The organism is Mesorhizobium sp. WSM4823 (genome assembly GCF_055811195.1).
Genome location: NZ_JBVVQL010000008.1, coordinates 22,873 through 41,504, shown reverse-complemented (window position 1 = coordinate 41,504; position 18,632 = coordinate 22,873). Strand labels below are relative to the sequence as shown.

Annotated in this window: 19 protein-coding genes; 9 read left to right on the top strand and 10 right to left on the bottom strand. The window is 61.9% G+C overall.

Features of this window, described 5'->3' with window-relative positions; translation table 11 throughout:
• Window positions 1–3: 3 nt before the first annotated feature.
• The 6 genes from hisD to AC0L26_RS20250 form a co-directional block, all read right to left on the bottom strand.
• The gene (gene hisD, locus AC0L26_RS20275; protein WP_473634166.1) at window positions 4–1,326 is read right to left on the bottom strand and encodes a histidinol dehydrogenase; all 1,323 of its coding nucleotides are present in this window, start codon (window positions 1,324–1,326) and stop codon (window positions 4–6) included.
• Window positions 1,327–1,361: 35 nt separating this feature from the next.
• Window positions 1,362–2,162, bottom strand: a complete 801-nt coding sequence (locus AC0L26_RS20270; RefSeq protein WP_473634165.1) for an ABC transporter permease — start codon at window positions 2,160–2,162, stop codon at window positions 1,362–1,364.
• Complete coding sequence (locus AC0L26_RS20265; protein WP_473634164.1) at window positions 2,159–3,103, bottom strand: ABC transporter permease; 945 nt, start codon at window positions 3,101–3,103, stop codon at window positions 2,159–2,161. Before AC0L26_RS20265 ends, AC0L26_RS20270 begins: the two co-directional genes overlap by 4 nt.
• Before the next feature lie 67 nt (window positions 3,104–3,170).
• Complete coding sequence (locus AC0L26_RS20260) at window positions 3,171–4,277, bottom strand: ABC transporter substrate-binding protein (RefSeq protein WP_473634163.1); 1,107 nt, start codon at window positions 4,275–4,277, stop codon at window positions 3,171–3,173.
• A 35-nt stretch (window positions 4,278–4,312) separates the two neighbouring features.
• Window positions 4,313–5,458, bottom strand: a complete 1,146-nt coding sequence (locus AC0L26_RS20255) for an ABC transporter ATP-binding protein (protein WP_473634162.1) — start codon at window positions 5,456–5,458, stop codon at window positions 4,313–4,315.
• Window positions 5,459–5,571: 113 nt separating this feature from the next.
• The gene (locus AC0L26_RS20250; protein ID WP_473634161.1) at window positions 5,572–6,345 is read right to left on the bottom strand and encodes an SDR family NAD(P)-dependent oxidoreductase; all 774 of its coding nucleotides are present in this window, start codon (window positions 6,343–6,345) and stop codon (window positions 5,572–5,574) included.
• Between the two features lie 338 nt (window positions 6,346–6,683).
• Here AC0L26_RS20250 and AC0L26_RS20245 point away from each other — a divergent pair, with 338 nt between their 5' ends.
• On the top strand, window positions 6,684–6,932 hold the full coding sequence (locus AC0L26_RS20245) for a plasmid stabilization protein (protein ID WP_473634160.1): 249 nt from the start codon (window positions 6,684–6,686) through the stop codon (window positions 6,930–6,932).
• Window positions 6,929–7,342: a PIN domain-containing protein gene (locus AC0L26_RS20240; RefSeq protein ID WP_473634159.1), complete on the top strand. Its 414-nt coding sequence runs from the start codon at window positions 6,929–6,931 to the stop codon at window positions 7,340–7,342. Before AC0L26_RS20245 ends, AC0L26_RS20240 begins: the two co-directional genes overlap by 4 nt.
• A gap of 230 nt (window positions 7,343–7,572) precedes the next feature.
• On the opposite strand, the gene AC0L26_RS20235 is transcribed toward AC0L26_RS20240, so the two are convergent.
• Both AC0L26_RS20235 and AC0L26_RS20230 read right to left on the bottom strand, forming a co-directional pair.
• Complete coding sequence (locus AC0L26_RS20235; RefSeq protein ID WP_473634158.1) at window positions 7,573–7,815, bottom strand: hypothetical protein; 243 nt, start codon at window positions 7,813–7,815, stop codon at window positions 7,573–7,575.
• Window positions 7,816–7,944: 129 nt separating this feature from the next.
• Window positions 7,945–8,217 (bottom strand): hypothetical protein, encoded by a 273-nt coding sequence (locus AC0L26_RS20230; protein WP_473634157.1) that lies wholly within the window; start codon window positions 8,215–8,217, stop codon window positions 7,945–7,947.
• Window positions 8,218–8,318: 101 nt separating this feature from the next.
• Here AC0L26_RS20230 and AC0L26_RS20225 point away from each other — a divergent pair, with 101 nt between their 5' ends.
• The 4 genes from AC0L26_RS20225 to AC0L26_RS20210 all read left to right on the top strand — a co-directional run bounded on the left by AC0L26_RS20225 (window position 8,319) and on the right by AC0L26_RS20210 (window position 12,786).
• Window positions 8,319–8,945, top strand: coding sequence for a transglutaminase-like cysteine peptidase (locus AC0L26_RS20225; protein WP_473634156.1), 627 nt, complete (start codon window positions 8,319–8,321; stop codon window positions 8,943–8,945).
• 346 nt (window positions 8,946–9,291) lie between these two features.
• On the top strand, window positions 9,292–9,984 hold the full coding sequence (locus AC0L26_RS20220) for a DNA alkylation repair protein (protein WP_473634155.1): 693 nt from the start codon (window positions 9,292–9,294) through the stop codon (window positions 9,982–9,984).
• 222 nt (window positions 9,985–10,206) lie between these two features.
• Window positions 10,207–11,598 (top strand): endo-1,3-1,4-beta-glycanase EglC, encoded by a 1,392-nt coding sequence (gene eglC, locus AC0L26_RS20215; protein WP_473634154.1) that lies wholly within the window; start codon window positions 10,207–10,209, stop codon window positions 11,596–11,598.
• 105 nt (window positions 11,599–11,703) lie between these two features.
• Window positions 11,704–12,786 carry an HlyD family type I secretion periplasmic adaptor subunit gene (locus AC0L26_RS20210; RefSeq protein WP_473634153.1) on the top strand — a complete coding sequence of 361 codons (1,083 nt, stop codon included), beginning with the start codon at window positions 11,704–11,706 and terminating at the stop codon, window positions 12,784–12,786.
• A 1-nt stretch (window position 12,787) separates the two neighbouring features.
• Here the strand turns inward: AC0L26_RS20210 and AC0L26_RS20205 are convergent, their stop codons facing one another.
• Together AC0L26_RS20205 and AC0L26_RS20200 are read right to left on the bottom strand one after the other, a co-directional pair.
• Window positions 12,788–13,846, bottom strand: coding sequence for an NAD(P)-dependent alcohol dehydrogenase (locus AC0L26_RS20205; RefSeq protein ID WP_473634152.1), 1,059 nt, complete (start codon window positions 13,844–13,846; stop codon window positions 12,788–12,790).
• Between the two features lie 18 nt (window positions 13,847–13,864).
• Entirely contained in the window at window positions 13,865–14,626 is a 762-nt protein-coding gene (locus AC0L26_RS20200) for an SDR family NAD(P)-dependent oxidoreductase (RefSeq protein WP_473634151.1), read from the bottom strand.
• 308 nt (window positions 14,627–14,934) lie between these two features.
• On the opposite strand from AC0L26_RS20200, the gene AC0L26_RS20195 reads away from it, so the two are divergent.
• Genes AC0L26_RS20195 through AC0L26_RS20185 form a run of 3 tightly spaced genes read left to right on the top strand, consistent with a single transcriptional unit; the run spans window position 14,935 to window position 18,624 of the window.
• Window positions 14,935–16,398, top strand: coding sequence for an aldehyde dehydrogenase family protein (locus AC0L26_RS20195; RefSeq protein WP_473634150.1), 1,464 nt, complete (start codon window positions 14,935–14,937; stop codon window positions 16,396–16,398).
• Window positions 16,399–16,403: 5 nt separating this feature from the next.
• A complete protein-coding gene (gene xylB, locus AC0L26_RS20190; RefSeq protein WP_473634149.1) occupies window positions 16,404–17,924 on the top strand; it encodes a xylulokinase in 1,521 nt (506 codons plus the stop codon).
• 19 nt (window positions 17,925–17,943) lie between these two features.
• Window positions 17,944–18,624 (top strand): HAD-IA family hydrolase, encoded by a 681-nt coding sequence (locus AC0L26_RS20185; RefSeq protein WP_473634148.1) that lies wholly within the window; start codon window positions 17,944–17,946, stop codon window positions 18,622–18,624.
• Window positions 18,625–18,632: the final 8 nt, after the last annotated feature.

Genomic DNA, 18,632 nt, shown 5'->3' with positions numbered 1-18,632 from the left:
CCGCTACCGCACCAGATATCGATCGCGCACGTCGGAGACGGCGTGTTCATGCGAGGAGAAGCCTTCGTAGCGGGCAAGCGTACGGGCGTGGCGCGCGAATTCCGGATAGGCGGCGGCCGTGACGTAGCCGATGGAAGAACGCTTGACGAAATCCGTGACCGAGAGCGGTCCGCAGGTACGCGCCCAACGGCTGGTCGGCAGGACGGCGTTGGGGCCCAGCCCGAAATTGCCGATCGAGACCGGCGTGTGCGGCCCCATCAGGATCTCGGCGGCTTCGGTGATGTGGCCAAGGTGCGCGAAGGGGTCGGTGGAAAGGATCTCCAGATGCTCCGGTGCGTAGTCGTTGATGAAGCGGTAGCTTTCTTCGATCGATGCCGTCAGCACGATGCCGCCACAGGCGCCGGTCAGCACCGCGGTGGAGAACGCCACCCGCTGCTCGGTCATGCGCGCCCAGTGCTCGGGCAGCGCGGCCAGTGCTTCCTCGGCCACACGGCGGCTGTGGGTCACCAGATACGCCGATGAGTCCGGGCCGTGCTCTGCCTCGATGAGGAGGTCGAGCGCGGCCAGCCCGCCATGCACACTGTCGTCGGCGAGGATGATCGCCTCCGACGGACCGGCGGGAAGGCCTGGATCGATCACTCCGGCAAGCAGCCGCTTGGCCGCAACGACCCAGGGGCTGCCTGGACCGACGATCTTGAGCGCGGGCCTGACCGTCTCCGTGCCGTAGGCGACGGCGGCGACCGCCTGCGCGCCGCCGCATTTGTAGATCGTTTCGACGCCGGCGAGGCGCGCCGCAACCAGTGTCGCTGCGTCCACCGAACCATCGGGCGCCGGCGGCGTGACGATGGCAAGATCCGGGACGCCCGCCACCACGGCCGGCACTGCGGTCATCATTGTGACCGAAGGGAACGCCCCCTTGCCGCGCGGGACATAGAGCGCCACCGAGCGGATCGGCGTAAAGCGGTCCCCGGCATAGGCGCCGGGCCGCATTTCCTTAAGCCACATGGCTTCCGGCTTCTGCTCCTCGTGGAAATGCCGGATGTTGTCGATGCCGAAGCGAATGGCGGCGACCACGTCCTCGTCCACCATGCCGAAGGCCGCATCGAACTCGGCGGCGCTGACCTTGAGCCGCGTGGCATCGAGATCTGCCTTGTCCAAGTCGCGGGCGAAGCGGACGAGCGCGGCGTCGCCTTCTGTTCGGACCGCCTCGATGATCGGTGCGGCCTTCTCCATAAAGCTGGAGAGATCGGTCTCGGAGCGCCGCATCAATGCTGCGCGACCAGCGGCGTCGAATTGGCTCAGATCGTGGAACGATACGTTTGGCATCGGATTTCCCTTTGCGGCCGGTGGGCCGGCATTCCTCATTTCGATTTCAGGAAGATGTCGAGCCCGACCAGCCTGTCGAGCAGGAAAATGGCGACAGCCGAGCAGGCGATAAAGACCACGGAGATCGCGGCAAGGTCGGGCGTGATGATCGAGCGGATGGAATTGTAGATCAGCACCGGCAGCGTCACGATGCGCGCATCGACGAGCAGCAGGCTGACCAGGAACTCGTTGAGCGCAAGGATGAACATCAGCAGCGAGCCGGTGATCACCCCTGGCATCACCGCTGGCAAGGTGACGGAGAAGAACACCTGGAGCGGCGGCGCGCCGCAGTTGGCGGCGGCTAGTTCCAGGTCCGGGTCAAGCCCAGTGGCACTCGCCGTGACCGCCCAGATCATGAAGGGGAGGTTGATGACGCAGCAGGCGATGCCGACCGGCCAGAGCTGGCCGAGAATGCCGGCCTTGCCGAAGACCAGCATGAGGCCGATGCCCGATCCGATCAGCGGGATGGTGAAGGGCAGCAGCAGATAAATCTGGATCGTCTTTTCGAAACGCACCGCATATTTCGCCAGCGCGATGCCGGCGAGCGTTCCCACGGGAATGGCAACGAGCGTACAGACCGTCGCGACTTGAAGCGTGCGCAGGAAAGCGTTGCGCAGGTCGGAAGCCTGCGAGATGCGCGCGTACCACCGTAGCGACAGCCCGTCCGGCGGAAACGTGATGATGTTGCCGCCGGTAAACGATGCGCCGAGCACCACGACCGTCGGCGCCGAAAGCGTGATCAGGGCGATCGTCACCAGCGTCCACAGGACAACGGATTTGCTGCGCGAGCCGCTCACGCCCGGGACCTCCCCATGGCGAGTGTTCCGGCCCCGAACAGCGCGAACACGAGGCCGACAAGGATTGACCCGAGCGCGACCAGCATAAGCGCCAGCGTCGCGCCGAGGCCCTGGTCGGAGGTTCGGAAGAACTGGTCGTAGATGGCGTTGGCGATGAAGTCCTGCGAGCCGCCGCCAAGGATCGCGGGGACTGCAAAATCGGTGAGCGAAAGCGTCAGCACCACCACGCCGGCGCCGATGAAGCCCGGACGAGCGAGTGGCAAAACGACGTGGACGAATGTGCGAACCCAGTTGGCGCCGAGCGATCCGGCGGCCGCCTCCAGCTCTTCGGGAATGGCTGTGAGTGCCGGCGCGAGCATCAGTACGGCAAACGGCAGCATGTATTGGACGAGGCCGAACAGCACGGCGGGATAGTTGTAGATGAGTCGCATCGGGGCGACCCCGACAAGGCCGAGCGCCTCGTTCACCATGCCCTGGTTGCCGAGGATTATCAGCCAGCCATAGGCACGCACCACCTGGCCGATGAAGAAGGGCAGGAACAGCGCAATCAGCAGGAACTTGCGCAATCCTGGCGAACGCGTGCGCACCATCAGATAAGCATAGGGGAAGGCGAAGACGAGCGTCACCGCCGTGACGATCAGGGCAGCCAAGAGGCTGCGCTGCGCGACAACAAGGAACAGCGGCTCCGTCAGCGCCCGCCGGAAATTGGCGATGGAATAGTCGTCCGAGAACTGGAAGGTCGTGGTGTCGAGCGTGCGCAAGCTCGCATCTGCGATCTGGATCAGACCGAGCACGAGCAGCCCGACGAGCAGCACCGCCGGAAGCAGCATCAGATAGGGCGTAGCGCGCCTGAACCGCGCCGGCCAGATGGCGGCGGCAACGCCTTCCAGCGCATCCATGATGCGCCATTTCAGGGGATAGGCTGTCCTGGCTGCCCGCATGAAAAAATCCGTATCCGACGTCGTGAGGGGAGCCGGTGCCGCCAGGGCAGCACCGGCCGGCCCGGCGTCAACCCTGCATGATCGCCTTGAACTTGGAAAACCACTCGCTCTCATTCTCGACCTGGACCTTCGACGAGATGCGGATGAGGCGCTGGAAATCCGCTTCGGTGGTCGGATAGGACGGATCGCCAACCAGATCCTTCGGCGGTGTGAGGCCCGGCACCACGCCCGGCAAGCCGAGGCCATCCAGCCAGACCTGCTGGGCTTCCTTGGTCAGCGCATGGTTGATGTACTGCTTGGCCCAGTAGAGTTCGTTTTCCGGCAGGCCTTTGGGGATCCACAAACCGTCCGTGTCGAACTTCGCGCCTTCTTCCGGCACGATCCATTCGATCTTCACGCCGTTCTTGCGGGCCTCCCGGGCGTTGGTCGAGATGGTGCAGGCGGCGTCGATTTCGCCGTTCTGAAACCAGGTGGTAAAGTCGGGATCCTCACCGAGCAGCGGCTGCTGCGCCTTCATCTTGGTGATGAAATCCCAAGCCGGCTGCATATTGCCGGGGATGTCCTCCAGCTTGCCGCCACCGGCGACTTGGGCAGGAAAATGGAAGCCGATGCCGTCATTGTAGAAGGCAAGCCGGCCCTTGAACTTCGGGTCGAGCAGATCCTTCCAGGATTTCGGCGGTCCGTCCGGAAATGCCTCGGGCCGATAGGCAAGCACATAGACATAGCCATAGGTATTGACGATCGGGAAGCCGTCCAGGCCGGCCGGTTTGGCAAGGTCCGTCACATTGGCAAGGTTCGGCAGGTCGGAGAGGTCTTCCGTCACGCCGCGCAGCGCCGACTTCGTGGCATTGGTGGTGGTGTCCCAGTTGATGTGGATCGGCGGGACTCGTTTCTGAGCCACGGCGGCCCAGACTTTGGGCTGGATCTCATTGTCTTCGGTCAGGTCGTGACGAACGGCAATCCCGGTCATTTTGGTGAAGCTGTCGGACACGCCGGCCTTCAGGCTGTCCACCCAGCTGCCGCCCCAGGCGCGCACGATGATCTCCGCCGGCTTTTCCGGCTCCTGCGCATAAGCGCCGCGCAGGCCGAGCGCTGAGGCGCCGCCAAGCGCGGCGGTGGCCTGAAGGAAGGTTCTGCGGGAAAGATGGGATAATGTCGGCTTGAAGCGCTTCATCTGCATTCTCCTCTGGGTTTGACCGGTTTCCGGTTCTATCGAAAAACAAGCATGTCCCTGGCATTCCACCCCAGGAACACGCTTTCGCCTATTTCGAACTGCGTGTGCGCGGCGGGATCATGGTCGAAAACGCGCACGACCTCGTCGCCAATCGCGGCGCAGGCTACCTCGTAGACCATGCGTTCGCCTTCGAAGATCGTGTCGGTGACAGTCCCGGCCAGCATGCAATCGAGCTTCGACAGCTGAGCAGCATCGCCGGCGAGACGGATCTGCTCGGCGCGGATCGCTCCCGAGGCCTTGTCGCCCTCCGCGGGTGGATTGACCGGATCGCCGACCTTTCCGGCAAGCATCAGGTCACCCCGGAGGATGGAGACCTCGCCGCCTATCGAAACGGTACGTACCGTTCCGGCAATGAAGTTGGTGACGCCGATGAAATTGGCGACGAAGGCGTTGCTGGGCTGGCGGTAGGTGTGGATCGGCTGCGCCTTCTGCTGGATCTCGCCCTGATCCATGACGACAATGTCGTCGGAAACCACCAGCGCCTCGCGCTGATCGTGGGTGACGTTGATCGTGGTGACGCCGAGCTGGCGCTGGATGCGGCGGAATTCGAGCTGCATTTCCTCGCGCAGCTTTCGGTCGAGCGCTGCCAGCGGCTCGTCGAGAAGCAGCAGGTCGGGCTCGAACACCAGCGCGCGCGCGATCGCGACCCGCTGCTGCTGGCCGCCGGAAAGTTCGTGAATGCGCCTGCCGCCATAGCCCCCGAGCCTGACCAGCGCGAGATATCGCTCGACGCGTTCGGGAATGGTGCGTGCGTCGCGCCGACGCATCTTCAGCGGGAAGGCGACATTCTCGGCCGCCGTCATATGCGGAAACAACGCAAGCCTTTGAAAGACCATGCCGATCGACCGCTTGTGCGGTGGCACGGCGCTCACCGCTTCGCCATTGATGAAGATCTCACCGCTGCTCGGGGTCTGGAACCCGGCGATCATTCGAAGGAGAGTTGTCTTGCCGGATCCCGAAGGCCCCAGAATGGTGAGGAACCGGCCCTTCGGCAGATCGAACGACGCATTCTTGACGGCATGAACCCCATCGAAGTCCATCCCGACGTTCCGCACCGCGACTGCGATTTCCCTACCGCCTTCTGCTTCGCGCGAAGCTACGGCCCGGAAAGGCTCCTGCATTGTCGTTCCCCTTTTTGTCGCCGGCCGCATGCAAGAACGCCCAGCGTGTCAGGTGGTATATACAACCATATACAAGATGGGTCTATACCACCTGTTGCACTGCACCCTATCGCTCAGATAGATGCGAGATAGCCTCCGTCGACGGGAATGCAATGCCCGGTGACATAGGCAGATGCCCCGCTCGCCAGGAACACGACGGCCCCGGCCAAATCCTGCATCGTGCCGAAGCGCCGCTGCGGGATCTTGGCCAGCATCGCCGTCTGCCAGTCTGGATCCTCGTAGAAGACATCCGTCATTGCCGTATGGAAATACCCCGGGGCGATGGCGTTGACGCGGATACCGAGCGATGCCCATTCCGCGGCGAGCGCCCGCGTCATGCCTAGAAGTCCAGACTTGGACGAGCCGTAGGGCACCGCGGTCGGAATGCCGACATAGGAGGTCAGCGAGCAGAGATTGATGATCGCGCCGCCGCTCTCGCCGGCAGCCATCCGTCGCGCCGCAGCCTGTGCGCAGAAGAAGGCGCCTTTCAGATTGGTCGCCACGATGCGGTCCCACACCGCCTCTTCAACGTCGAGCGAGGGCTGGACCTGCTCATAGCCGGCGTTGTTGACCAGAATGTCGAGCCCGCCAAAGGCTCCCGCGACCTCGTCGACGACCACGCGGATGCGATTGGTGTCGAGCACGTCGAGAGACCGGCAAAACGATCTTCGCCCGAGTGCGCTAATTCGGTCCGCCGTCTCACGAAGCGATGTCTCGTCGCGGGCGGTCACAGCGACGTCGGCACCAGCCGCGCAGAGCGCCTCCGCGATAGCCTGGCCGATACCACGGCTGGCGCCCGTCACCAGCGCTTTTTTTCCTGTCAGGTCGAACAAGGGAGCGGTGTCCATAGCGTCACGGTTCCTGCATACCCGAAAATTACATGCGGGAAGCGAACACCAGTTGCGGCCGGTTGTCTATACATCTTGCGATCTTCGCGGGCGGCCGATCATTAGCCAGCGCCGATAGGGCGGGATTTGATGTAGAGGTTTCCGCGGCCAGCCCTCATCTCCTAGCAATCCCTGCTCGGTCAGGGCCTTCAGTTTAAACCGAGGCCGCTTAGCGACCAGCTCACGCTTCCGGCGATCAGCAAACGATCGGTTGACGGTGAAAGGGTGATGGCTAGCCATCATCTGCCACCTTGCCAGCAGAGTGAGGAAGGTTTATATGTACGGCAAAGGAGTTCCATATGGCCGAACCGCAGCTTTCCGTACGCAGCGCCAAGGCGCGTGATCTTGCGCACCGGCTTGCTCGACGCGAGAACCGCTCGATCGCCGACGTGGTTGAGCGTGCTCTGGAATCCTATGAGGTCCGGGAGGCAGGTCGCGAGCCGGCATCGGCGTTCTACGCTCGTATTGCTAGTGCGTATGGCACCGAAATCGACCTTGAAGCAGTGATCCGGACTGATCGGCAGGTTCATGCGGGACCTGAGCTTTGATCTTCCTTGATACCAACGTCATTTCCGAAACGCTGAAGAAGTCGCCCGATCCTGCCGTAATCGCATGGTTGGTCCGCCATGACGCTGAACTTGCGCTTCCGACCGTGACGATCGCCGAGATCGCCTTCGGCATCCAGAAAATCCGACCAGATCAGCGAGCCGAGCGTCTGGAGCAGGGGCTCTCGGATTGGCGTCGTCGGTTTGCCGATCGGATCTTCGGCCTGACCGAGGAAGCCGCTATGGTCTACGGCGAAATCATGGGTACCGCCGCGCGGCAGGGCCGGGGGATGTCGGCGCCCGACGGCATGATTGCTGCAATCTCAAGGGTGAATGGCGGCCGCTTGGCGACGCGGAATTTGGGTGACTTCGGCACGACTGGTCTTAAGTTGTTCTCTCCATGGGAGTTCTGACCCGTCGGACATGAACTCATTCAGTCCGTACGACCGACCCGGCCTTCGAAGCTTCGCCACGACCGTTCCTGAGTTCGGGGCATGACGCGGTCAAGCTGTCGCCTGAGAGTTCAATTCATCCATGGCGGCACGATCTTTTTAGCGCCGCCTGTCCAACCACCCTTGTTGCATGGAGGGTGATTGGACATTTGTTGGCATCGCCATGCAGAAAATGGCGGGAACAAGTTCAGTTATCGGCGGCCCGCCCATGGTGCACGACGCTTAACAACCTTGCCGGACTGTGGTTGTTCTTCTTTCTGGGTTGCCACAGACAGAGGCAAGGAAGCCGTATGACTGGTATCCAAGGTCTTTTCGTTGGTGTCGGCATCAGTGGCGAACCCGCGGGTGGGGTCGCGGTCTGGGTTTTGATTGGCAGCGAGGGAGACACCTGTCGACAAGGCGAGGAGGGCGAAAGCTGTTACAAGCTTTTTCATCGTAATTTCCTTTCTTGGAATGAGCAGACCTGCCAATGGGAGCTCGCGCAGTATTGGTTCCTGCTTGCGAAATCGCTGTCGGCTTTCTGTCGCGTCACCATGACGAGACTTCCTGCTCACCATTGAAACTTACGCCACGCCTGTCGCAGAGGTTTGCCCGAGCTCCATCGAAATGTAATCGAATGTATGCGTGAGCCCCCGTAGTTCTCGGATTTCGGTCGCTTCGACAAATTTGGCTACAATTTTTATTCGGCCGGCTGGCTCCTTTATGCCGTCGATGACCGAAGGTGCGCCGATACGGTCATGCGACAACAGGCAAAAGTCACGATCTTCCAGTGGCCATGGAAGTTCTCCAGCGACGACCGCGGCGCTGAGCTTCAGGCCGTTGGTGATGGCTCGCAACCGCGGCTTTAAATCGCATGTCGGCTGGCGTTGATGTGCCGATGAAAAGATGGTAACGCAACATTAAAGAATGTATCGGGTCGTTACCTTTGGCGGGGCGAATGGGATTGGTGACACCGCGGGCATGGCTGTGTGCCGGCCTATTGATGGGCTTGTTGATGTCCGCGACGCCGCTGGAGAAAGCCTCGGCCGATGCGGTGCCGGGTGCCATGGCCATCGGACAGCGGACCTCCATCCCGGTCGGCTATATCGAATTCTGCCGAAGGCAGGCCGCAGAATGCAAAATACGATCAGGCAAGGTTCCGGCAGTCCTTATGAGCAGAGGAATGGAAGACAGGCTCGCCTCCGTCACCAAGCTCGTGAACAGATCGATCAAGCCGGCGAGCGATCTTGCCGTTCACGGAACGATGGAATTCTGGTCCTATCCAGACCGGGCGATCGGCGACTGCGAGGACTACGTCCTGCTTAAGCGCCAGATGCTCAATTCGGCGGGCGTATCGCTCTCAAACCTTCTGATCACCGTCGTCAAAAAGAAGGACGGCGAGGGGCACGCAGTGCTGACGGTCAAAACCGACAGAGGCGATTACGTGCTCGACAACCTCAACGACGAGGTGAAGCTTTGGTCGGAAACTGGATATAGATTTCTAAAAAGGCAATCGTCCTCAGATACCGGGCGCTGGGTCGCTATACTTGAGGACCGTGACGTTCTGGTCGGGTCGGTCGACTGAACCTCTTGAGTTTGCGACCGGACAACACTCGGCGCCCCCGCCATTTCCGAGAAGGATAGGGTTCGTGTGAAAACGCGATTAGCGTGGCTGGCCTAGCCGGTCGCCATTATTGGACCCGAGACCACAATCGTACAGGCGACGACTGTGCGGGTTTGGTCCCGTTTCCGGGCGGCGAAAAGACACCCGCCTCCACGCCTTTCAGGATTGTGTTTGTTCTTGCCGTCGCAGAAGCTAGATTTACACTCCGGAATATCGGCGGCTTCGATTGCCATCTTCAGCCAATCCCGGCCGGGCGGGGCGCCGTTGTCGTCGAGCGTGATCGTCACTCCATTGCGAAGGGAGCGTCATGTCAACGAGCACAACAGTCAAGGAAGTCACGCGCGAGCTCTCCGCACTCGACGACCCGAAGATGCGCGAGGTCAATGTACGCCGTGGTGACGACCACGGTGTGAACCTTACTCATCTCCGCTCTCTCGCCAAGCGGCTCAAGACGCAGCATGAACTCGCACTTCAGCTCTGGGCTACGGGCGACACCGCCGGGCGCCTTCTCGCGACCCTGGTGTGCAGGCCGAAGGCCTTCTCCGCGGCCGAGCTCGACACGATGATCCACGACATTCGCTCTCCCAAGCTCCTCGATTGGTTCATCGTGAATGTGGTGAAGCCAGGTCGGCATGCCGAGGAACTCCGCCTTGGCTGGAAAGACGGCGACGACCTGGTCGGCCGCGCAGGCTGGAGCCTGACAACTGGAAGAGTGGTCAAGGGCGCCGAGGGCCTCGACCTGGATGCGTTGCTTGACCAGATCGAGAAGGAGATGAGAGAGGCGCCTGCCCACAAACAATGGGCCATGAACCATTGCCTGGCCGAAATTGGCATTCATCATCCTGAACTTCGCGCGCGAGCGATCGGGATCGGCGAACGGCTCGCCGTCCTCATCGACTATCCTGCATCGCCTGGCTGCACGCCACCCTATGCACCGATGTGGATCGCCGAGATGGTTCGCCGACGCGAGGGTGTAGCTGGCAGCGTCCGGGCAGAGTAGAACAGCCACGCATCCCGAGGAGTTGAAGGTGCGCGGCTCATCCGTGGGGCATGTGTGAGTGATAGCAAGGCCCTTCGTCAGTGAGGCTCCCGGCAGGGGCTTTGGCTGCGTGTTAAGCTTTTGGTAACTCTCCTAAGTCGAAGACCAAAAGGTACTGGCTCCTTTTGCCCTCGATAGATGCTAGAGCTGCCATCGGGGCAAGACAAAGGAGAAAAGACCGGGATGGCCACGGTACTGAACGCCAAGGGCGTTCCACTCCCCTACAGCGGGTCCTCCTCGAAGTGGTATTCGGCGACGAATTCCGGCCCGACACTTTATGGCAGCACATACAACGACTCGATGTACGGGGACGGCAGCGTCACCGTCACGATGTATGGCGGCAAGGGCGATGACATCTATTATCTGTATTCCTCGAAAAACAAGGCGGTTGAGCTGTCCGGCGGAGGGGTCGACACCATCTCGACCTGGATGAGCTATAAGCTCCCAACGAATTTCGAGAACCTGACTGTCACGGGCGACAAGAACTACGCTTTCGGAAACGCACTAAACAACATCATTACTGGCGGCTCCGGCCAACAGACGCTCGACGGCTTACAGGGTGATGACGTTTTGAAGGGCGGATCGGGGGCGGACATTTTCGTCGTGACCCCCGGCAACGGCAGTGATCTGATCCTGGACTTTGGCGCGACGGATACCGTTCGCGTCGGGAGCTACGGCTTCACCTCCTTCGAGGAGGTTCGCGTCAACATGGTCCAGTCGGGAGCGAACGTCCGACTTAATCTGTCCGACAGCGAGTTTCTCGTCTTTGCCAACAAGACCATCGGCGATTTCACCGCAAGCCAGTTCAAGCTGGCCGTGGACCGGTCGGCTCTGGAGCTCACCTTTTCGGACGAGTTCGACACGCTGGACCTGTGGAACGGCTCGAGCGGTACCTGGGATTCGAACTACTGGTGGGGGGCCGAGAACGGCAGCACGCTCACGAGCAACAACGATCTTCAATGGTACATCGATACCGACTACGCCCCGACACGATCCGTCAATCCGTTCAGCGTTGAGGACGGTGTTCTCACGATTACCGCCGCCCCGGCTCCTGAGGCGATTCGGCCCTACATAAATAATTACCAATACACGTCAGGTTTGCTGACCACCTACGAGTCCTTCGCGCAGACCTACGGCTATTTTGAAATTCGGGCCGACATGCCCGAAAAACAAGGTGCATGGCCGGCCTTCTGGCTTCTCCCGGAGGACGGCTCCTGGCCACCGGAATTGGACGTCGTGGAGATGTTCGGTCAGAATCCAAACAAGCTCATTTTGACAGGCCACTCAAACGCGACGGGAACTCATACAAAGGTGGGCACTACGGCCTATGCCTCGAATACCGAAGGGTTCCACACCTACGGCGTGCTTTGGACAGAAGACGAACTCGTCTGGTATTTCGACGACGTCGAAGTCGCTCGTGCCGCAACGCCTGCCGACATGCATGACCCGATGTATATGCTGGTGAATATGGGGATTGGTGGCCAGGCGGGAGCGCCCGCCGACGGGCTTGCGACGCCTGCAGAAATGCAGATCGACTACATCCACGCCTATGCGTTGAACGATTGGGTTATCTAAGCGTAACACCTGACCGAGGGCTCGGCACGCACGCGTTCGTCATCAGGCCTGATTTCGGGCGCGGTCATCGCCGCCCGAGAGTGAACTGGGACTGATGTGAAGGCGATGTCGCATCCCCATCCATCCGAGCCGCCGCGAACGATCCTCGCGGCGGTTTTGGCTTCCTTCCGGCGAGCGTTGGCGGGAATTGCGGTGATGAGCGGCGTCGTCAATGTTCTGGCGCTGACCGGCTCGTTCTTCATGCTGCAGGTCTACGATCGCGTCGTACCCGGCCGTAGCGTGCCAACGCTCGTCGGGCTTGCGGTGTTTGCCGGCACACTTTTCGTCTTTCAGGGCGTTCTCGAACTCATCCGGTCGCGTGTGCTGGTGCGCATCGGAATGGCGCTCGACGCGCGATTGAGCGGACAGGTCTATACCGCTCTTATGCGTTTGCCGTTGCGCACCAAGCTGGCAGGAGACGGCCTTCAGTCATTGCGCGATCTGGACCAGGTGCGGTCGTTTCTGTCGAGCGCTGGTCCGATCGCGCTTTTCGACCTGCCGTGGGTGCCGCTTTACGGGCAACTGACTGCGGCGATAGCGCAATCGAAGGGTCGTACCTCCGAAATCCGTTTGCAGATCATTCAGATCGACCAGGATTTGCGCAGCGAGGTCGCAACCGAGCTCCGTGAGGTCCAGGCAAAGATCTCCGAGTTCGTTGAACGAAAGGTCTCGGCCGAAGATCAACTCAAGCGTATCGACGTTCGCAGTCCGCAGACTGGTGTCGTTCATCAGCTCGGCGTGCACACGGTTGGCGGTGTTATTTCTCCAGGAGAACTTATCATGCTCGTCGTACCGGTTACGGACGAGCTGACCGTCGAAGCCCGCGTTGCCCCGCAAGACATCGATCAGCTGACACCAGGGCAGGGCGCTACCCTCAGGCTTTCAGCCTTCAACCAGCAGACAACACCGGAGCTGAATGGTGTGGTCCGTGAGATTTCCCCAGATCTCACCGTCGATGAGCGAAGCGGCGTCAGCCTCTACACTGTGCGTTTCAGCTTACCGAATACCGAGCCTACGAAACTGAAAGGCCTTGCCCTGGCGCCAGGCATGCCTGTCGAAGTGTTCTTTTCAACCGGCAGCCGAACCATGCTGTCTTATCTCGTAAAACCTCTGGCCGACCAAATCCAACGTGCTTTCAGGGAGGAGTAAGCTACGTCTCGATTTCGTGCTCGGGTTTGACACGGATCTGCAGTTTGACGTCCGTCGGGCGGCCTTCAGCTGCGCGGACGAAGGCGGCCACGCCGTCCTCGAACTTGAACGTCTCGGTAATCAGCGGCTTCACATCGATCTTCCCGCCGGCGATCATGGCAATCGCGCGATCATAGACGTTGGCGTAGCGAAACACCGTCTCGACGCGGATTTCCTTGACCTGCAACGCGACGATGTCCAGCTCAACTGGCTTGGCCGGCATGCCGACCAGCACAAGCGCGCCGCCAGGGCGTAGGGAGTCAGCGATGCCGCGATAGGCCGCGCCCGCTCCGGAGCATTCGAAGACGACATCGACACCCCAACCGCCCGTTGCCCTCTTCACCTCCTCTGCCAGCGTGCCGTTCAAAGCGCGCAGTGCCTTGATGCCACTATACGTCTCGGCGATGTGGAGCTTGGCCTCCTGCGGGTCTACGATCAGGACGCTCGCGCAGCCGCCGGCGAGCGCCGCCAGCGCAACCAGGATGCCGATCGGGCCGGCACCCAGCACCAGCGCCTGGTCGCCCGGTTGAATGCGAGCCTTTACCGCGGCCTGAACGCCGACCGCCAGCGGCTCGACCATGGCACCTTCGGCCAGGCTGACATTGTCGGGCAGCTTGAAGGTGAGCGCCGCAGGATGCACGACCTCCGGCGTCAGGCAGCCGTGGACCGGTGGTGTCGCCCAAAAGGTCAGCGTGGGGTCGAGATTGTACAGGCCGAGCTTACTGGCCCGCGAGGAGAAGTCGGGGATGCCGGGCTCCACACAGACCCGGTCGCCGACCGCGAGTCCCGTCACCCTGGCCCCTTTGGCGACCACTGTTCCGGCGCCCTCATGGCCGAGCACCATGGGTTCGTTCACCACGAATGGCCCGATTCGCCCATGCATGTAGTAGTGGATGTCAGAGCCGCAGATGCCAACGACTTCCATGCGGATGCGGACGTCGTCCTCTCCCATCTTCTGATTGAGTTCGATGTCGCGAAGGGCGAGTTCCCGCTTCCTTTCAAGAACCAATGCTATCGGCATAATTTTCTCTCCCTATGCTTAGATCGAGGTGTAGCCCGCGTCTGCGCTAACAATGCTGCCGGTCATCAGGCTGGACGCGTCAGACGCCAGGAAGAGAACCACCGACGCGATCTCGTCCGGTCGACCCATCCGCTTCATGGGCGTGAGGTCGATCCAGCGATCGACCATGTCTCTGCTCTGTTCCAGGTTCGCGAGCAACGGCGTCTCGATATAGGTGGGTGCCACGGCGTTCACGCGCACGCCACGCTGCGCCCACTCGACCGCCAGCGATCGCGTCAGGTGATGCACGCCGGCCTTGGAAGCGTTGTAGTGGCATTGCGGCTGTGGCGTGTTGACGATGTCCGCTGACATCGAGCCAATGTTAATGATCGAGCCGCGGCCAGCCTGGAGCATCTTGCACCCGAAGGTGCGGCAGCATTTGAAGACCCCAGTCAGGTTGACGCCGATGATCCGGTCCCACTCTTCGTCCGTCAAGTCCTCGGCCGCTATGTTGGAGACGATACCCGCGTTGGAAACCAGGACATCCAGGGGCGGCAGGGCGTCGGCGAGCGTGCTGAGGGCTTCGCTGTTTGTGACGTCCAGGACGTGTGCGTCGGCCTTCAGGCCGCGGCCCGTGAGCTTGCCGGCGACCGTCTTTGCGCGAGCGCCGTCGAGGTCGGTGACGTGGACATGGGCTCCCGCTTCCGCCAGCGCCGTCGCGCATGCCTCGCCAATCCCTTGGCGCGCTCCCGTTACCAGCGCGATCCGGCCTGTCAGATCGAATTTGGACATGTATGACATGGGTTCCTCCATTCCGCCGTGCTCATTCCCCGTTATAGTAGTAGAACTACCAATTTCGCTAGTACCGTTGTGCCCCTCGCCGTTCGCCAAAGCAATTGCAGCGCCGACAAGGCGGTGAAATTCCGACAGCCCATTTGAAGTGGTAGTCAATTAACGAAGGCAAAGCAAATGGTTAGTAAGCATGGGAAAATATCTGGTGGCTGGCCGAAGCTCCGCGCGGGAAGAGGTTGCGTTAACTAGTAAATCTAGTTTATGAGGGATCAGCGGATCAGGCCCCGGGCGCGTGGGCAGGTAGAGGAAAGCCGTCCTTGATAACCGAACTTGCCGAGAAGCTTTTTATAGATGGTATCTGGAGAACGGGCGAGGGTGCTCGGATTCCGGTTGAGAATCCCGCGACGGGCGAGGTGCTCGCCCATATCGCCGCCGCGACGCCGGCCGAGGTCGATCTGGCTGTTGCGGCCGCCCGCAAGGCCTTCAAGAGCTGGTCGCGTCTCGCTCCGGTCGAGCGCTCGAAGTCGCTCCACCGCCTAGGCGATGCCGTTTCCGCGGAGGCGGATACGATGGCTCGTACCATGACGCTTGAGCAGGGCAAACCGCTCAACGAGGCCAGGGGTGAAATCCTGAAGCTTGCCGAAGCCTGCCATTTCTATGCGGAAGAGGCGGTGCGCATCCATGGCGAGATCGTCCCCAATACCACGACTGATATCGACAGCCTCGTCGTGCGCGAACCGATCGGCGTGGTCGGCGCCATCACGCCCTGGAACTACCCGGCCGAGCTGGTCGGCTGGAAGTTGTGCGCAGCACTCGCCGCAGGCTGCACCATCGTTATCAAGCCGGCCGAACTGACGCCCTTCACGGCGCTCGCCATCGCCAGCATGGTCGAGAAGGCGAAGATGCCAGCCGGCGTCGTCAATGTCGTCACTGGCTCCGGGTCCACGGTCGGACAAGCGCTTGTGGAACACCCTGGTGTGGATAAGATCGCATTCACCGGCTCCAGCGCAGTGGGTCTCCACATCCAGCGATCGTGCCCGACCATCAAGCGGCTGTCGCTGGAACTCGGCTGCAACTGTCCCCTGATCGTCACGGCTTCGGCCGATCTCGATGCAGCGGTGAAAGGCGCGGTTCGTCGCTCGTTCCGCAACATGGGCCAGATCTGCATCGCCATCAATCGCATCTATGTCGCGCGGCCGATCGCGGATGCGTTCGTGCGTCGTCTCGCAGAGGCGGCGGACAGGCTGGTCATCGCCAACGGCATCGAGCGGCCGGATGCCGATGTCGGGGCGATGGCTTCCGCCGAGCCGCTCAACAAGACGAAGGCACATCTGGCCGACGCGCTGGCAAAGGGCGCCAAGCTCGTCGCCGGCGGCAGTGCGCCCGAAGGTGACGCCTTCGCCGGTGGCTACTTCTTCCGCCCGACAGTGGTTGCCGGCTGCACGCACGACATGAAGGTGATGACGGAGGAAACCTTCGGGCCACTGGTCGGCGTGATGCCCTTTGACGGGCTGGACGAGGCGGTGGAACTCGCCAACGACACGCCCTACGGTCTCGCCTCCTACGTCTATGCCAAGGACATGGACGAGATCCGCTACCTGTCGAGCCGACTCGACTATGGCAATGTTGCCGTCAACAATGTCGATGCCGGCATCATGAACGCGCCCTATGGCGGCCGCAAGCAGAGCGGCGTCGGTTACGAGCACGGCCGCGAGGGCATGCTTGAATACCTCAACTTCAAACATGTCCGCATCCGCTACGACGAGCCGAAAGGGAGGTAAGTGCCGTGACGCAGGCCCTCCTCGGCATCGACATCGGCACGTCCGGCTGCAAGGCGCTGCTCATCGATACAGCCGGCAAGGTGCTGGCAAGCTGCACCGAGACCTATGGGTTTTCGCAGCCGCGTTCGGGCTGGACGGAGCAGGATCCGCAGCTCTGGGTCGAGGGTGCCCGAGCAGCCGTCGCCGGTGTGCTCGCGCAAAAACCTGATATCGGAATCGCAGCCATCGGTCTCTCGGGCCAGATGCACGGCCTGACCGCCCTCGACGAGGCGCACAAGGTGCTGCGTCCGGCGATCCTGTGGAACGACCAGCGCAACGGGGCGGAGTGCGACGAGATCAACGAGCGGGCAGGCGGCCTCGAAGGACTGCTCGCACGCACCAACAACCGCATGCTGGTGGGCTACACCGGTGGCAAGATCCTTTGGATGCGCAATCACGAGCCGGAGCTGTTCGGTCGGCTACGTCATGTTCTCAACCCCAAAGACTATCTCCGTCTGCTTCTCACGGGAGAGCTCGCGACGGAGGTTTCGGATGCCTCGGGGACCGGCCTGTTCGACACCCGTAAGCGTGTTTGGGCGACCGGCCTGCTCGATCTGATCGGCGTCGACCCGACGCTCCTGCCGCCATGCCATGAGTCGCATGTCGTCAGCGGGCGTGTCAGCAAGTCGGGCGCGGCGCTGTTTGGGCTCCCCGCCGGCACACCGGTGGCCGGCGGTGGCGGAGACAGCGTCATCCAGACGATCGGTTCAGGGGTCATCGCGCCGGGTGAGCTGCAGACCACCATCGGCACGGCAGGCATCCTCGCGGCAGCGCTCGACGAGCCAGTGGCAAATCCGGACGGCCGGTTGCAGGTCTTCTGCAACGTGGCGCCGGATAAGTGGCATTGTATGGGCGTCTCGCTCAACGCCGGCGGCGCGATGGAGTGGTTCCGGGCGTTGCTCGGCAGCTTCTCGGGCAGCGATGCACTGTCCGCCGAGCGGATCGCGACAATCGCGGCTGGCGCGCCGGCCGGGTCGCGTGGCCTGCTGTTCCTGCCTTACCTCAACGGTGAGCGCTGTCCGCATCCCGACCCGACAGCGCGCGGTGGTTTCGTCGGGCTGACCGCACGTCACGGTGCAGCCGACATGGCCCGCAGCGTCATGGAGGGCGTGGTCCACTCGCTTTTCGATATCTACACGCTGATGGAGCGGGTCGATATCGACCGGGCGGTGATCAAGGCCTCCGGCGGCGGCGCGCGTTCGGCGCTGTGGCGACAGATGCAGGCGGATCTCTTCGGTTGCGACGTGGTGACGACCGAAGGAGCTGCAGAAGGCGGCGCCTTCGGAGCGGCTCTGGTTGCCGGCGTCGGGGTGGGGGTTTGGCCGAGTGCAATTGAGGCAGCACGCGTGTGCCGCCCCATCACCCGCGAGACAGCGGATGCGGCCGCGGGTGAGCTGCTCCGCAAGGCCTTCGATATCTATGGCGGGCTCTATGGCGCGCTGACCCCAAGCTTTGCCGCGATCGGCAAGGCTGGACTCGACCGTTGATGGCAGAGGGATGCGTCGCATGAGCTCGCGTAATCACAGCTACAAGGCACTCGTCTTCGACCTTGACGGCACGCTGATCGACAGCGCGCCGGATATCGCTGCCGCTGTGAACAAGGTGCTGGAACGTCGCGGCTGGGCCACTCAGAGTGTCGCCTTTGTCGAGAAGTTCATTGGCTTTGGACCGCGCAGACTGTTGCTCGATATGTTCGTGGCCCTCGGCCTGCCGAGCGACGATGCGACGGTGGACGAGGCAGTGAAGGAATACCTCGACAACTACAACCGTGAGCCTGCCGAACGCACGCTGTTCTATCCGCATGTCCGCGAGGACCTGGAAGCACTCCATGGCGCGGGCGTGCGCCTCGGCATCTGCACCAACAAGCCTCACGAACTTTCGCTGAAAGTGCTGGAAATCCTCGGCGTTGCACGGCTCTTCGAGGTGGTCGTAGGCGCGGATGCGGCGCCCGCCTGCAAGCCGCACCCGAGCCATCTGCTCGCCGTCGCCGAGCGCATGGGCATCAATGGCGACGCCTGGGCCTATGTCGGCGACACCGCCGTCGACCAGGCGACCGCCACGGCGGCCCGCGTGCCGTTCTTTGCCGTTTCCTGGGGATGCGGCGGCAAGGTCGCCGTAGAATCCGAGTGGCGCCTTGACCGCTTGATCGATCTTGCAGCCAATCCCAGATCTGTTCAGGCCAGGTAAGGGGGCAA

What these genes read in the sequence shown, in the direction of transcription:
- hisD (WP_473634166.1), bottom strand. Translation starts at nt 1,326, where the DNA reads ATGCCAAACGTATCGTTCCACGATCTGAGCCAATTCGACGCCGCTGGT.
- AC0L26_RS20265 (WP_473634164.1), bottom strand. Translation starts at nt 3,103, where the DNA reads ATGCGGGCAGCCAGGACAGCCTATCCCCTGAAATGGCGCATCATGGAT.
- AC0L26_RS20260 (WP_473634163.1), bottom strand. Translation starts at nt 4,277, where the DNA reads ATGAAGCGCTTCAAGCCGACATTATCCCATCTTTCCCGCAGAACCTTC.
- AC0L26_RS20255 (WP_473634162.1), bottom strand. Translation starts at nt 5,458, where the DNA reads ATGCAGGAGCCTTTCCGGGCCGTAGCTTCGCGCGAAGCAGAAGGCGGT.
- AC0L26_RS20250 (WP_473634161.1), bottom strand. Translation starts at nt 6,345, where the DNA reads ATGGACACCGCTCCCTTGTTCGACCTGACAGGAAAAAAAGCGCTGGTG.
- AC0L26_RS20245 (WP_473634160.1), top strand. Translation starts at nt 6,684, where the DNA reads ATGGCCGAACCGCAGCTTTCCGTACGCAGCGCCAAGGCGCGTGATCTT.
- AC0L26_RS20235 (WP_473634158.1), bottom strand. Translation starts at nt 7,815, where the DNA reads ATGAAAAAGCTTGTAACAGCTTTCGCCCTCCTCGCCTTGTCGACAGGT.
- AC0L26_RS20225 (WP_473634156.1), top strand. Translation starts at nt 8,319, where the DNA reads ATGGGATTGGTGACACCGCGGGCATGGCTGTGTGCCGGCCTATTGATG.
- AC0L26_RS20220 (WP_473634155.1), top strand. Translation starts at nt 9,292, where the DNA reads ATGTCAACGAGCACAACAGTCAAGGAAGTCACGCGCGAGCTCTCCGCA.
- eglC (WP_473634154.1), top strand. Translation starts at nt 10,207, where the DNA reads ATGGCCACGGTACTGAACGCCAAGGGCGTTCCACTCCCCTACAGCGGG.
- AC0L26_RS20210 (WP_473634153.1), top strand. Translation starts at nt 11,704, where the DNA reads ATGTCGCATCCCCATCCATCCGAGCCGCCGCGAACGATCCTCGCGGCG.
- AC0L26_RS20205 (WP_473634152.1), bottom strand. Translation starts at nt 13,846, where the DNA reads ATGCCGATAGCATTGGTTCTTGAAAGGAAGCGGGAACTCGCCCTTCGC.
- AC0L26_RS20200 (WP_473634151.1), bottom strand. Translation starts at nt 14,626, where the DNA reads ATGTCATACATGTCCAAATTCGATCTGACAGGCCGGATCGCGCTGGTA.
- AC0L26_RS20185 (WP_473634148.1), top strand. Translation starts at nt 17,944, where the DNA reads ATGAGCTCGCGTAATCACAGCTACAAGGCACTCGTCTTCGACCTTGAC.